Below are 14,182 nucleotides of genomic sequence, written 5' to 3'. Positions count from 1 at the left end.
CATTAAAATACTTATTTTTCAAATAAATAAACATCATCAATTCGATAAGAATCTATCTTAAGCCCACATTTGACCTGCGAATTCTTTCTCGCTAAGTTGGAAGTCCGCTGGAAGCTTTCTGGACGGGCAAACGTCTCGTCATATTTATGCAGTAATTGAAGACTCCCTCTTAAAACAAGTCCTATACCACTTGTGAGACCGTCACGAGAGGCCATTGATGGAGGGCGGAAAAGCAGATTAGCGGGGTTAACTTGCTGATTGGACTTCTGCCTGAAATTGGGAAGCCCCCTCGCAGTAGGTTGTGAGAGTCACGCAGAGCCTGGGGAGGTTCACTGATATGTTGTACGATAAATCCCAAGAGAGGGACAACTGTGGTTTCGGCCTGATCGCCCACATAGAAGGCGAACCTAGCCACAAGGTGGTTCGCACCGCCATTCACGCGCTGGCCCGCATGCAACACCGCGGCGCGATCCTGGCCGACGGCAAGACCGGCGACGGCTGCGGCCTGTTGCTGCAAAAACCCGATCGCTTCTTCCGCATGGTGGCGGAAGAGCGCGGCTGGCGTTTGGCCAAGAACTACGCCGTCGGCATGATGTTCCTCAGTCAGAACGAAGAGGAAGCGCGCCTCAGCCGCCGCATCGTGGAAGAAGAGCTGCAAAACGAAACGCTGTCGATCGTCGGCTGGCGTGAAGTGCCGACCAACCCGGACGTGCTGGGTGAAATCGCCCTCTCCTCCCTGCCACGCATCGAGCAAATCTTCGTTAACGCCCCGGCCGGCTGGCGCCCGCGCGATATGGAACGCCGCCTGTTCGTGGCGCGCCGCCGCATCGAGAAACGCGTGCAGGACAACAGTTTCTACGTCTGCAGCTTCTCCAACCTGGTGACGATCTATAAAGGCCTGTGCATGCCTGCGGATCTGCCGCGCTTCTATCTCGATCTGGCGGACCTGCGCCTGGAGTCGGCCATTTGCCTGTTCCACCAGCGCTTCTCCACCAACACCGTGCCGCGCTGGCCGCTGGCGCAGCCGTTCCGCTACCTGGCGCACAACGGCGAAATCAACACCATCACCGGCAACCGTCAGTGGGCGCGTGCCCGTACCTACAAATTCCAAACGCCGCTGATCCCGGATCTACAGGCCGCCGCGCCGTTCGTCAACGAAACCGGCTCCGACTCCAGTTCGCTGGACAACATGCTGGAGCTTCTGCTGGCGGGCGGGATGGATCTCATTCGCGCCATGCGTCTGCTGGTGCCGCCGGCCTGGCAGAACAACCCGGACATGGACGGCGATCTGCGCGCCTTCTTCGACTTCAACTCGATGCACATGGAGCCGTGGGACGGCCCGGCCGGCATCGTGATGTCCGACGGCCGCTACGCCGCCTGTAACCTCGATCGCAACGGCCTGCGCCCGGCGCGCTATGTGATCACCAAAGACAAGCTGATCACCTGCGCCTCCGAAGTCGGCATCTGGGATTACCAGCCGGACGAAGTGGTGGAAAAAGGCCGCGTCGGCCCCGGCGAGCTGATGGTGATCGACACCCGCAGCGGCCGCATCCTGCACTCGGCGGAAACCGACAACGATCTGAAAAGCCGCCATCCGTATAAAGAGTGGATGGAGAAAAACGTCAAACGTCTGGTGCCGTTCGAAGATCTGCCGGACGATCAGGTCGGCAGCCGCGAGCTCGACGACGCGCAGCTCGAAACCTACCAGAAACAGTTCGGCTACAGCAGCGAAGAGCTGGATCAGGTGATCCGCGTGCTGGGCGAGATTGGCCAGGAAGCCACCGGTTCGATGGGCGACGATACCCCGTTCGCCGTGCTCTCCAGCCGGCCGCGCATCGTTTACGACTATTTCCGCCAGCAGTTCGCGCAGGTCACCAACCCGCCGATCGATCCGCTGCGCGAAGCGCACGTCATGTCGCTGGCCACCAGCATCGGGCGTGAAATGAACGTGTTCTGCGAAGCCGAAGGCCAGGCGCACCGTCTGAGCTTCAAATCGCCGATCCTGCTGTACTCCGATTTCAAACAGCTCACCACGCTGGAAGGCGAATACTATCGCGCCGAGCCCCTCGATCTGACCTTCGACCCGCAGCAGCAGGATCTGGAGCAGACCATTCGCGCCCTGTGCGACGAAGCGGAACGCAAGGTGCGCGAAGGTGCGGTGCTGCTGGTGCTGTCCGACCGCGCCATCGCGCCCGGCCGCCTGCCGGTACCGGCCCCGATGGCGGTTGGCGCCGTGCAAACCCGCCTGGTGGAGAAAAGCCTGCGCTGCGACGCCAACCTGATCGTTGAAACCGCCAGCGCCCGCGATCCGCACCACTTCGCCGTGCTGCTCGGCTTCGGCGCAACCGCTATCTACCCGTATCTGGCCTATGAAACCCTGGCCAAGCTGGTGGACAGCCAGGCGATCGACAAAAAATACCGCGACGTGATGCTGAACTACCGCAACGGCATCAACAAAGGCTTGTACAAGATCATGTCCAAAATGGGCATCTCGACCATCGCCTCTTACCGCTGCTCCAAGCTGTTCGAAGCGGTCGGCCTGCACCGCGATTTGGCGGATCTCTGCTTCCAGGGCGTGGTCAGCCGCATCGGCGGCGCCAGCTTCAGCGATTTCCAGCAGGATCTGCAGAACCTTTCCAAGCGCGCCTGGCTGAAACGCAAACCGCTGGAGCAAGGCGGCCTGCTGAAGTTCGTGCACGGTGGCGAATACCACGCCTACAACCCGGATGTGGTGAACTCGCTGCAAAAAGCGGTGCACAGCGGGGAATACCGCGACTATCAGGCTTACGCCAAGCTGGTGAACGAGCGGCCGGTCGCCATGCTGCGCGATCTGCTGGCCATCACGCCGAAAGGCGAACCGATCCCGGTCGATCAGGTTGAACCGGCGGAGTCGCTGTTCAAACGCTTCGACACCGCGGCGATGTCGATCGGTGCACTGAGCCCGGAAGCGCACGAGTCGCTGGCGATCGCCATGAACGGCCTCGGCGGCTTCTCCAACTCCGGCGAAGGCGGCGAAGATCCGGCGCGCTACCGCACCAACAAGGTGTCGCGCATCAAACAGGTGGCCTCCGGCCGCTTCGGCGTGACGCCGGCCTACCTGGTGAACGCCGACGTGATCCAGATTAAGGTGGCGCAGGGCGCCAAGCCGGGCGAAGGCGGCCAGCTGCCGGGCGACAAAGTCACTCCGTACATCGCCAGATTGCGTTATTCAGTGCCGGGCGTGACGCTGATCTCCCCGCCGCCGCACCACGACATCTACTCGATCGAAGATCTGGCACAGCTGATCTTCGATCTGAAGCAGGTCAACCCGAAGGCGGTGATCTCGGTAAAACTGGTGTCCGAACCGGGCGTCGGCACCATCGCCACTGGCGTGGCGAAGGCCTATGCCGATCTCATCACCATCGCCGGTTACGACGGCGGCACCGGCGCCAGCCCGCTGTCCTCGGTGAAATACGCCGGCTGTCCGTGGGAGCTGGGCCTGGTGGAAACCCAGCAGGCGCTGGTGGCCAACGGCCTGCGCCACAAGATCCGCCTGCAGGTGGACGGCGGCCTGAAAACCGGCGTGGACATCGTCAAGGCGGCGATCCTGGGCGCGGAAAGCTTCGGCTTCGGCACCGGGCCGATGGTGGCGCTGGGCTGTAAATACCTGCGCATCTGCCACCTCAACAACTGCGCGACCGGCGTCGCGACTCAGGACGACAAGCTGCGTCGCGATCACTACCACGGCCTGCCGGAACGCGTGACGAATTACTTCCAGTTTATCGCGCGTGAAACCCGCGAGATCATGGCGCAGCTGGGCGTGAGCCAACTGGTGGATCTGATCGGCCGCACCGAGTTCCTGACCGAGCTGGACGGCATCTCGGCCAAGCAGAACAAGCTGGATCTGTCGCCGCTGCTGAAAACCGCCACGCCGCATCCGGGCAAAGCGGTGTACTGCACCGAAAGCAGCAACCCGGCGTTCGACAAGGGCCTGCTGAACAAAGAGCTGCTGGCGCAGGCGCAACCGTACATCGAAGCGAAGCAGGGTAAAACCTTCTACTTCGACATTCGCAACACCGACCGCTCCGTGGGCGCCATGCTGTCCGGCGCTATCGCCGACGTGCACGGCGATCAGGGCATGGCGGCCGATCCGATCAAGGCGCACTTCTCCGGCACCGCCGGGCAGAGCTTCGGCGTCTGGAACGCCGGCGGCGTCGAACTGACCCTGACCGGCGACGCCAACGACTATGTCGGCAAAGGCATGGCCGGCGGCAGCATCGCGGTGCGTCCGCCGATCGGCTCCGCCTTCCGCAGCCATGAAGCCAGCATCGTCGGCAACACCTGCCTGTACGGCGCCACCGGCGGCAAGCTGTTCGCCGCCGGCCGCGCGGGCGAACGCTTCGCGGTGCGCAACTCCGGCGCCATCACCGTGGTGGAAGGCATCGGCGACAACGGCTGCGAATACATGACCGGCGGCATCGTCTGCGTGCTGGGTAAAACCGGCATCAACTTCGGTGCGGGCATGACCGGCGGCTTCGCCTACGTGCTGGACGAAGACGGCGAGTTCCGCAAGCGCGTGAACCCGGAGCTGGTGGAAGTGCTGGATGTCGATCAGCTGGCGATCCATGAGGAGCACCTGCGCGGCCTGATCACCGAACACGTGCAGGCGACCGGTTCTTCCCGCGCGGAAGAGATCCTGGCCAACTGGCCGGAGTGGGCGACGAAGTTCGCCCTGGTCAAACCGAAGTCCAGCGATGTCAAAGCGCTGTTGGGTCACCGTAGCCGTTCCGCAGCCGAGCTGCGGGTGCAGGCGCAGTAAGAGGTAGGTCATTAATGAGCCAGAACGTTTACCAATTTATCGACCTGCAGCGTGTTGATCCGCCAAAGAAACCGCTGAAGATCCGCAAAATCGAGTTCGTCGAGATCTACGAACCGTTTTCGGAAACCCAGGCCAAGGCCCAGGCGGACCGCTGTCTGTCCTGCGGTAACCCGTATTGCGAGTGGAAGTGCCCGGTCCACAACTACATCCCGAACTGGCTGAAACTGGCCAACGAAGGCCGCATCATGGAAGCGGCGGACCTGGCGCATCAGACCAACAGCCTGCCGGAAGTGTGCGGCCGCGTGTGCCCGCAGGATCGCCTGTGCGAAGGCTCCTGCACCCTGAACGACGAGTTCGGCGCGGTCACCATCGGCAATATCGAGCGCTACATCAGCGATAAGGCCATCGAAATGGGGTGGAAGCCGGACATGTCGCACGTGCAGCCGACCGGCAAGCGCGTGGCGATCGTCGGTGCCGGCCCTGCCGGGCTGGCCTGCGCCGACGTGCTGACCCGCAACGGCGTCAAGGCGGTGGTGTATGACCGTCATCCGGAGATCGGCGGCCTGCTGACCTTCGGCATCCCGGCCTTCAAGCTGGAAAAGGAAGTGATGGTCAAACGCCGCGGCATCTTCAGCGAGATGGGCATCGAGTTCCAGCTGAACACCGAAGTGGGCAAAGACGTCAGCATGGAGACCTTGCTGAGCGAGTACGATGCGGTATTCCTCGGCGTCGGCACCTATCAGTCGATGCGCGGTGGCCTGGAGAACGAGGAAGCGCAGGGCGTGTACGATGCGCTGCCGTTCCTGATCGCCAACACCAAGCAGCTGATGGGGTATGAAACCGAGCAGCACGAGCCTTACGTCAGCATGGAAGGCAAGCGCGTGGTGGTGCTGGGCGGCGGCGATACCGCCATGGACTGCGTGCGTACCTCGGTGCGCCAGGGCGCGACGCAGGTCATCTGCGCCTACCGCCGCGACGAAGCCAACATGCCGGGTTCCAAGCGCGAAGTGAAGAACGCCCGGGAAGAAGGGGTGGACTTCCAGTTCAACCTGCAGCCGCTGAGCATCGAGCTGAACAGCGCCGGCCGCGTGGCCGGGGTGAAAATGGTGCGCACTCAGCTGGGCGCACCGGATGCCAACGGCCGTCAGGCGGCGGAGCAGGTGCCGGGTTCCGAACACGTGATCGACGCCGACGCGGTGGTGATGGCGTTCGGCTTCCGCCCACACCGTATGGACTGGCTGGCGGCGCACGACGTGCAGCTCGATAAGCAGGGCCGCATCCTGGCGCCGGAAGGCAGCGACAACGCGTTCCAGACCAGCAACCCGAAAATCTTCGCCGGCGGCGACGCGGTGCGCGGTTCCGACCTGGTGGTGACGGCGATCGCCGAAGGCCGCAAGGCGGCAGACGGCATCATGAACTACCTGGAAGTGTAAACCTTCCGTACCGCCAGAGGCCCGGCACATTGCCGGGCCTCTGTTTTTAGCCTGCCATGCTTTGTAACAACCTCCCCTCACCTCACCGCTTCAACGCGCTATAGTATTGAGTTAGCACCATTGCGGGGCGCGGCTGCGCCTGACACCGAGATAAGGATAGCGAACATGAAATGCTCCATTTCCCTGTTGGCCGGCGCACTGCTGGCCGTCAGTTTCAGCGCTTCAGCCATGGCGCTGGATTCGCAGGAGGTCGGTTACAATATCGAAGCGCGCGGCGCGCGGCCGGTCGTGGCACAGTTGGGCAAGGCCGGGCAGTTCAGCGCCGTGGAAAACAGCATCCGGCTGGGGGACGACAGCTGGATTGCCCTGGCGCCCAAGCTGGCCGGCGGCGGCAATGCCGGCTTTACCGCCGGTATCAAATCGGCGCTCTCCGCAGCCCTGATTTACAATCCGGCGGCGGTGTTGCAGGCGCTCAACAAAGGTAACGATCTGCCGCTCAATGACATTTGCACCGCGCCGCCGGAAGTGCAAGGCGACACCGCCATCACCAGTTTCCGCCAGCGCGCAACCCGCGCCTTGTCCACCGTACGCGTAGGCGATCTCAGCGCACCGCGCGATGCCTGCATTGCCGCCTTGAAAGGCTGATCCGCTTCTGCCGGGCAAAAAAAAAGCACCCCATAGGGTGCTTTTTCGTTTGTTCGCGCAGGGATTACTTCACCACGCGCAGCGCCGGGCGGCCACCGCGCGGCGGCTGCGGCGGCTCGTCGTCCGGGCCGTTATCTTCCGCGGTATCCGGGCGATCGCCGTCGATCACCGACATCAGGGTTTCCGAAGGGATCGTCTCATTGTCCAGGCCTTCGAACACGCCTTCGCTCTCGTCGTAGGCGGCTTCCGGTTCGAACATGGTGCCGGCACCATTTTCGCGAGCATAGATCGCCAGCACGGCGGCCATCGGCACCGAAACCTGACGCGGCACGCCGCCGAAGCGCGCATTAAACTGCACGCCTTCGTCGCCCAATGCCAAATTGCCCACCGCGCGCGGCGCGATGTTCAGCACGATCTGGCCGTCACGCGCGAACTCCATCGGCACCTGCACGTCCGGCCGAGTCACATCAACCACCAGGTGCGGCGTCAGCTGGTTATCCAGCAACCAGTCATAAAACGCCCGTAGCAGATATGGCCGGCGTGGGGTCATTTGAGACATGTCCATCGCGCTTAGCCCCGGGTCTGCAGGCGCATTTCACGCTCGGCTTCGGTCAGGGAAGCCAGGAAAGCGTCGCGTTCGAAGACGCGGGTCATGTAGCCTTTCAGCTCTTTGGAGCCGGCACCGCTCAATTCAATGCCCAGCTGCGGCAGACGCCACAACAGCGGCGCCAGATAGCAATCCACCAGGCTGAACTCTTCGCTCATGAAATACGGCGCCTGGCCGAAGATCGGTGCGATCGCCAGCAGCTCCTCGCGCAGTTGGCGACGGGCGGACTCCGCTTCCTGACCGCTGCTCTTCTCGATCTTGTCCATCAGCGAGTACCAGTTCTTCTCGATGCGCAGCATCATCAGACGGCTCTCGCCACGGGCAACCGGGTAAACCGGCATCAGCGGCGGGTGTGGGAAACGCTCATCCAGGTATTCCATGATGATGCGGGATTCATACAGGGTCAGTTCGCGATCGACCAGCGTAGGCACCGTCTGGTAAGGGTTGAGGTCAATCAGATCTTGCGGCAGGTTATCCATTTCGACCTGCTCGATCTCGACGCTGACACCTTTCTCCGCCAGTACGATACGTACTTGATGGCTAAAAATGTCGGTCGGGCCAGAGAACAGCGTCATTACCGAACGTTTGTTGGCAGCGACAGCCATGAAAACCTCCAAGTTATCTAGAAAATACTGCGAATAGCCAACTGACAGGCTGCTATCCTGAATAATCTTGCCGCAGGCCGGCAGCACGCAGCGCGACCCGAGCCCATGAAAAACCGGCCCAGGAGGTCAACTGCACGGCGAACAGGCGCAAAAGTGGGTGATAGTTTACCAGATTTTGCTTGTTTTGTGGGGACGGTGCGGTGAATTCATGTTGAATTGTCTGATCTGCCACAGATTTTAGTCGGGGACGGCGGATTTCAGGCATAAAAAAACCCGGTGAAGCACCGGGTTTTTTGCGTAAATCGCACTGCCGAAGCAGCGAAAATTAACGCTTGGAGAACTGCGGACGACGACGTGCTTTACGCAGGCCGACTTTCTTACGTTCAACCTGACGAGCGTCACGGGTGACGAAGCCAGCTTTACGCAGTTCAGAACGCAGAGTCTCATCGTACTCCATCAGTGCACGGGTGATACCGTGACGGATAGCGCCAGCTTGACCGGAGATACCACCACCTTTAACGGTGATGTACAGGTCCAGTTTGCCAACCATGTCGACCAGCTCCAGCGGCTGACGAACTACCATGCGGGCAGTTTCGCGACCGAAGTACTGTTCCAGGCTGCGCTGGTTGATAACGATGTTACCGTTGCCCGGCTTGATGAAGACGCGAGCGGCGGAGCTTTTGCGGCGACCAGTGCCGTAGTATTGATTTTCAGCCATTGCCATTAATCCCGATTAAATGTCCAGAACTTGCGGTTGCTGTGCCGCGTGATTGTGCTCGGTGCCCGCGTAAACTTTCAGTTTACGGAACATAGCACGACCCAGCGGGCCCTTTGGCAGCATGCCTTTAACCGCGATTTCAATCACGCGCTCAGGACGGCGGGCAATCATCTCTTCAAAGGTCGCTTGCTTGATACCACCGATGTGGCCGGTGTGGTGGTAGTACACTTTGTCTGTACGCTTGTTGCCGGTTACAGCAACTTTGTCAGCGTTCAGAACGATGATGTAATCACCGGTATCCACGTGCGGGGTGTATTCCGCTTTATGCTTGCCGCGCAGGCGACGAGCCAGTTCAGTAGCGAGACGGCCTAAAGTTTTACCATCTGCATCAACAACGTACCAGTCGCGTTTTACGGTTTCTGGTTTAGCTGTAAAAGTTTTCATTAGAAAGCTTACCCAATAATTAGTTACACGTTGGTGAACACCCAAACGCTCGAAAACAGTTGAGGCTCACACGACCATACAAGTCCAGCAAACCTACCCCTTCGAATAGCCATTGCCGGCACTATAAAGTTTTTGGGAAAAAAAACTTTGTTGTAACGTGGGGTCGCAAGATTATAGAGAAGTCGCTCACAAAGATCGAACGGTTTTTGAATGGAAAATAAATTTATCGCCGGCGGCAGGCAACCGGCGATAGGCCCGGCGGACTCAGGGCAGATGCGGCAGCTTGAGGTACTCTTCGCTCTGCATTTCCTGCAGGCGCGACAGGCAGCGCTGGTACTCGAACCTCAGCCTCTCCCCCTGGTAGATCTCGAACATCGACGCCTCGGCGCCGATCACCAGCTTGACGTGTCGCTCGTAGAATTCGTCCACCAGCGCCAGGAAGCGGCGCGCGGTATTCTCTTTCAGCGGCCCCATCACCTGCACATTATACAGGATCACGCTGTGATACAGCCGTGACAGCGCAATGTAGTCCAGCTGGCTGCGCGCCTCTTCGCACAGCGTGTGGAAATCCACCGCCAGCACGCCGTCCACCGAACGGATCGCCTGCAGCGGCCGATGGTTGATCTGCAGCACCGGCGCGTCCTCCCCCGCCTTGCCCGCCAGCTTGACGAACATCCGATCCAGGGTCGCGCGCGTCTGGTCGTTCAGCGGCGTCAGGTAGAGGTGCGCCTGGGTCAGGGTACGCAGACGATAGTCGATGCCGGCGTCGACGTTCATCACGTCGCAGTACTCATTGATCAGATCGATAGCCGGCAGGAAACGCGCCCGCTGCAGGCCGTTGCGGTACAGATCGTCCGGCGGGATGTTCGACGTGGCCACCAGCGTGATGCCGCGGGCGAACAGCGCCTGCAGCAGCGTGGCCAGCAGCATGGCGTCGGTGATGTCGGACACGAAGAATTCGTCGAAGCACAGTACGTCGGTTTCGGCCTTGAAGCCGTCGGCGACGATTTCCAGCGGGTTTTCCCGCCCTTGCAGTTCAGTCAGCTCTTCATGCACCCGCAGCATGAAGCGGTGGAAGTGCAGACGCATTTTGCGATCGCCCGGCAGGCTGTGGAAGAACATGTCCATCAACCAAGTTTTGCCGCGCCCGACGCCGCCCCACATATACAGCCCCTGCACCGGACGCTGCGGCGCCGTTTCGCCGCCCTTGCCCAACAAACGGCTGAGCTTGCCGCGCAGCCCGCCCGCAGGCGCGCTCGCCGCGGGCTTTTGCAGCAGAGCCTGATAAATGCGATCCAGTTGAGCAACGGCCCGGCGTTGAACCTCATCGGCCTGATATTCCCCCGCGTCCAGCGCCTGCTGGTAGCGAGATAACGGTGATAGTGCCTGCATCTGTTCGATGTTCCCTAAGAACGCTTAGAAATTATTTAGCCAACGTTGGCGGCAAGTTGATGCCGATTCGCACCGTTATCGCCACAAATGCCCGCTGCGGGCGCCGTTGAAAACCCTGTAAACACTGGGTGGAAGCGCATCAGGATTCCACTCGGACAAGGTTAACGGTTATAGTGGATATTATTAAGTGAAAAATCCCTGCGGAACAACGAAGTCAAAATAGGAGTCATCATGACCTGGGAGTATGCGCTGATTGGTTTGGTCGTCGGTATCGTGATTGGTGCGGTGGCGATGCGTTTTGGCAACCGTAAATTACGTCAACAACAAGTCCTGCAGAACGAGCTGGACAAGAGCAAAACCGAGCTGGAAGAGTACCGCCAGGAGCTGGTCGGCCACTTCGCCCGCAGCGCCGAGCTGCTGGACAACATGGCTCGCGATTATCGCCAGCTGTATCAGCACATGGCGAAAAGCTCCAACAACCTGCTGCCGGATCTGCCGATGCAGGAGAACCCGTTCCGCTATCGCCTGACCGAAGCGGAAGCGGACAACGATCAGGCGCCGGTGGAAATGCCGCGCGACTATTCGGAAGGCGCCTCCGGTCTGCTGCGCGGCCAAAGCGCGCGTCGCGACTGATATCCCTTCTTCGCCCGCGGGGCCACCCGCGGGTTTATTCCCCCTTTGTGCCTTCTTGCCCCTCCTTTGCATTACCTTTACTGAACTTTGCACGCAAATTCACGGTCTTACCCTTCACTATGACAAGGTGATTGCCTTATCATCAAATTTTCATCGGCAGGTATTGAGAGAGTTATCATCAATGAAGAAAAAGTCTTTAATTCTTAGCGCATTGGCAATGAGCCTCGGCCTGGCGCTCAGCTCTGTACCGGTGGCCAACGCGGCCCTGCCCGTTGCCGTTCAGGGGCAGCCGCTGCCGAGCCTGGCGCCGATGCTGGAAAAAGTCTTGCCCGCCGTAGTGAGCGTGCATGTCGCAGGCACCCAGGTGCAGCGTCAACAGTTGCCGGAAGAGTTCAGACGCTTCTTCGGCCCCAACTTCCCGGGCCAACAGCAGAGTTCCCGCCCGTTTGAAGGGCTGGGTTCCGGCGTCATCATCGACGCCGCCAAAGGCTACGTGCTGACCAACAATCACGTCATCAACAACGCCGATAAAATCCGCGTGCAGTTGAACGACGGCCGAGAACTGGACGCTAAGCTGGTTGGCCGCGATGAACAATCCGACATCGCCCTGCTGCAGCTCAGCGACACCAAAAACCTGACCGCCATCAAGATGGCCGATTCCGATCAGCTGCGCGTCGGCGACTTCGCCGTAGCGGTCGGCAACCCGTTCGGTCTGGGCCAAACTGCCACCTCCGGCATCATCTCGGCGCTGGGCCGCACCGGCCTGAATCTGGAAGGGCTGGAAAACTTCATTCAGACCGATGCCTCAATCAACCGCGGCAACTCCGGCGGCGCGTTGGTTAACCTGAACGGTGAGCTGATCGGCATCAATACCGCCATTCTGGCGCCGAGCGGCGGCAACGTCGGCATTGGCTTCGCCATTCCGAGCAATATGGCGCAGAACCTGAGTCAGCAGTTGATCGAATTCGGTGAAGTGAAACGCGGCCTCTTGGGTATCAAGGGCAGCGAAATGACCCCGGACATGGCCAAAGCCTTCAACACCGACGCGCAGCGCGGCGCCTTCGTCAGCGAAGTGCTGCCTAAATCCGCTGCCGCCAAGGCCGGCATCAAAGCCGGAGATATTCTGGTTTCCGTCGACGGCAAGCCGGTGAGCAGCTTCGCCGAGCTGCGCGCCAAAGTCGGCACCACTGCGCCGGGCAAAACCCTCAAAGTGGGCCTGCTGCGCGATGGCAAACCGCAGGAAGTCTCGGTCACGCTGGACAACAGCGAGAGCGCCTCGACCAACGCCGAAACGCTGTCGCCGGCGCTGCAGGGCGTTTCCCTCAGCAACGGCGCACTGCCGAGCGGCGACAAGGGCGTGAAGGTGGAGAACGTAGATAAAGGCTCGACGGCGGCGCAAATCGGCCTGCAAAAAGGCGACGTGATCATTGGCGTCAACCGCCAGCGCGTGGACAGCATCACCGCGCTGCGCAAGGTGCTGGAAGCCAAGCCACCGGTGATGGCACTCAATATCGTGCGCGGTAACGAAACCATTTATCTGCTGCTGCGTTAATTTGTGCAAAAACCGGGCTCGGTGACATACTGCGCCCGGTTAACTCATGCTATCCTCCGAACATCGTTCACCACACCACGAAAACTCCATGTTTGCTAAGCTCTTGCGTTCTGTCGTTATCGGTCTCATCGTTGCCGGCCTGCTGTTGGCCGCCCTGCCCATGCTGCGCTCTTCCAACGGCCTGTTTGCAGAGAAAACCGAGAATACCAGCGACGAAACGCCGGTGAGCTACAACAAGGCGGTGCGCCGCGCCGCGCCCGCCGTGGTGAACATCTACAACCGCAACCTGAACGGCGCCGCCAACGTGCTGTCGCTCGGTTCCGGCGTGATCATGAACGAGCGCGGCTATATCATCACCAACCGCCACGTGATCAAAGACGCCCAGCAGATCACCGTAGTGTTACAGGATGGCCGACGCTACGAAGCGCTGCTGGTCGGCTCCGACGGCCTGACCGATTTGGCGGTGCTGAAGATCGATCCCGGCAACCTGCCGGTGATCCCGACCAACAAAAACCGCGTTGCACACGTCGGCGACGTGGTGCTGGCGATCGGCAACCCCTATAACCTGGGGCAGACCGTCACTCAGGGCATCCTCAGCGCCACCGGGCGCATCAGTATGAGCACCACCGGCCGGCAGACTTTCCTGCAGACCGACGCCTCAATCAACCGCGGCAACTCCGGCGGAGCGCTGGTCAACTCGCTGGGCGAGCTGATCGGCATCAACACCCTGACCTATGACAAAATCACCGACGGCGAAACGCCGGAGGGCCTCGGCTTCGCCATTCCAATTGAACTGGCCACCAAAATCATGGACAAGCTGATCCGCGACGGCCGCGTGATCCGCGGCTATTTCGGCATTCAGGGCAAAGAGATCATTCCGCTGCGCTCGTCCAATTCCGGCATCGATCGCCTGCAGGGCATCATCGTGACCGAGATTACGCCGAACGGCCCGGCGAGCAGCGCCGGTTTCCAGATCAACGACATCATCATCAACGTGGATAACAAACCGGCGGTGTCCGTGCTGGAAACCATGGACCAGGTGGCGGAGATCAGGCCGGGCACCGAGATACCGGTTATCGTGCTGCGCGACGGTAAGCGCATTACGTTGAAAATGACGGTGGGTGAATTCCCGGAAGACAATAACTAGTCAATGACGCCAGGCCACATTACCAATCCGCGGGAAAACCAAGATAAACCTATCTAAGATGAAATGAGCAAGTGCTGCAGGTTTGCAGCCCTTCCTTCTTCCCCCCTGACTATCAAAATAATGACGGTTAGCCTGACTTATTTAATCCCCATTACAATCAAGAATATTCTCAAAATATAAAAAAATCAAATAAACAAAATAAAAACAT

At 60.2% G+C, this 14,182-nt stretch carries 11 protein-coding genes; 6 read left to right on the top strand and 5 right to left on the bottom strand.

The annotated features are described in order from the left end of the window. The first annotated feature begins 337 nt into the window (after nucleotides 1-337). The 3 genes from gltB to ACJ8HT_RS15180 all read left to right on the top strand — a co-directional run bounded on the left by gltB (nucleotide 338) and on the right by ACJ8HT_RS15180 (nucleotide 6,876). A complete protein-coding gene (gltB, locus tag ACJ8HT_RS15190; protein WP_197653039.1) occupies nucleotides 338-4,798 on the top strand; it encodes a glutamate synthase large subunit in 4,461 nt (1,486 codons plus the stop codon). 14 nt (nucleotides 4,799-4,812) lie between these two features. Next, a complete protein-coding gene (locus tag ACJ8HT_RS15185; protein ID WP_063988608.1) occupies nucleotides 4,813-6,231 on the top strand; it encodes a glutamate synthase small subunit in 1,419 nt (472 codons plus the stop codon). A gap of 165 nt (nucleotides 6,232-6,396) precedes the next feature. Next, nucleotides 6,397-6,876, top strand: coding sequence for a hypothetical protein (locus ACJ8HT_RS15180; protein WP_049198519.1), 480 nt, complete (start codon nucleotides 6,397-6,399; stop codon nucleotides 6,874-6,876). A gap of 64 nt (nucleotides 6,877-6,940) precedes the next feature. Here ACJ8HT_RS15180 and sspB read toward each other — a convergent pair whose 3' ends face one another. The 5 genes from sspB to zapE all read right to left on the bottom strand — a co-directional run bounded on the left by sspB (nucleotide 6,941) and on the right by zapE (nucleotide 10,642). Next, a complete protein-coding gene (gene sspB / locus ACJ8HT_RS15175; protein WP_194572151.1) occupies nucleotides 6,941-7,441 on the bottom strand; it encodes a ClpXP protease specificity-enhancing factor in 501 nt (166 codons plus the stop codon). Nucleotides 7,442-7,446: 5 nt separating this feature from the next. Next, entirely contained in the window at nucleotides 7,447-8,088 is a 642-nt protein-coding gene (sspA, locus tag ACJ8HT_RS15170) for a stringent starvation protein SspA (RefSeq protein WP_004937082.1), read from the bottom strand. A gap of 325 nt (nucleotides 8,089-8,413) precedes the next feature. Then, the gene (gene rpsI / locus ACJ8HT_RS15165; protein ID WP_004937080.1) at nucleotides 8,414-8,806 is read right to left on the bottom strand and encodes a 30S ribosomal protein S9; all 393 of its coding nucleotides are present in this window, start codon (nucleotides 8,804-8,806) and stop codon (nucleotides 8,414-8,416) included. 15 nt (nucleotides 8,807-8,821) lie between these two features. Continuing rightward, entirely contained in the window at nucleotides 8,822-9,250 is a 429-nt protein-coding gene (gene rplM / locus ACJ8HT_RS15160) for a 50S ribosomal protein L13 (RefSeq protein ID WP_004937079.1), read from the bottom strand. Nucleotides 9,251-9,514: 264 nt separating this feature from the next. Further along, nucleotides 9,515-10,642, bottom strand: a complete 1,128-nt coding sequence (zapE, locus tag ACJ8HT_RS15155; protein WP_197653040.1) for a cell division protein ZapE — start codon at nucleotides 10,640-10,642, stop codon at nucleotides 9,515-9,517. A gap of 231 nt (nucleotides 10,643-10,873) precedes the next feature. Here zapE and zapG point away from each other — a divergent pair, with 231 nt between their 5' ends. The 3 genes from zapG to degS all read left to right on the top strand — a co-directional run bounded on the left by zapG (nucleotide 10,874) and on the right by degS (nucleotide 13,974). Next, entirely contained in the window at nucleotides 10,874-11,275 is a 402-nt protein-coding gene (gene zapG / locus ACJ8HT_RS15150) for a Z-ring associated protein ZapG (RefSeq protein ID WP_004937074.1), read from the top strand. A gap of 181 nt (nucleotides 11,276-11,456) precedes the next feature. After that, complete coding sequence (degQ, locus tag ACJ8HT_RS15145; RefSeq protein WP_049198522.1) at nucleotides 11,457-12,827, top strand: serine endoprotease DegQ; 1,371 nt, start codon at nucleotides 11,457-11,459, stop codon at nucleotides 12,825-12,827. A gap of 88 nt (nucleotides 12,828-12,915) precedes the next feature. Next, nucleotides 12,916-13,974: an outer membrane-stress sensor serine endopeptidase DegS gene (degS, locus tag ACJ8HT_RS15140; RefSeq protein ID WP_086580605.1), complete on the top strand. Its 1,059-nt coding sequence runs from the start codon at nucleotides 12,916-12,918 to the stop codon at nucleotides 13,972-13,974. The last annotated feature ends 208 nt before the right edge of the window (nucleotides 13,975-14,182 follow it).

The organism is Serratia sp. CY44782 (assembly GCF_052168715.1).
Classification (GTDB): domain Bacteria; phylum Pseudomonadota; class Gammaproteobacteria; order Enterobacterales; family Enterobacteriaceae; genus Serratia; species Serratia nevei.
The sequence above is the reverse complement of the archived record's forward strand: the minus strand, read 5'-3'. Positions and strand labels throughout refer to the sequence as shown.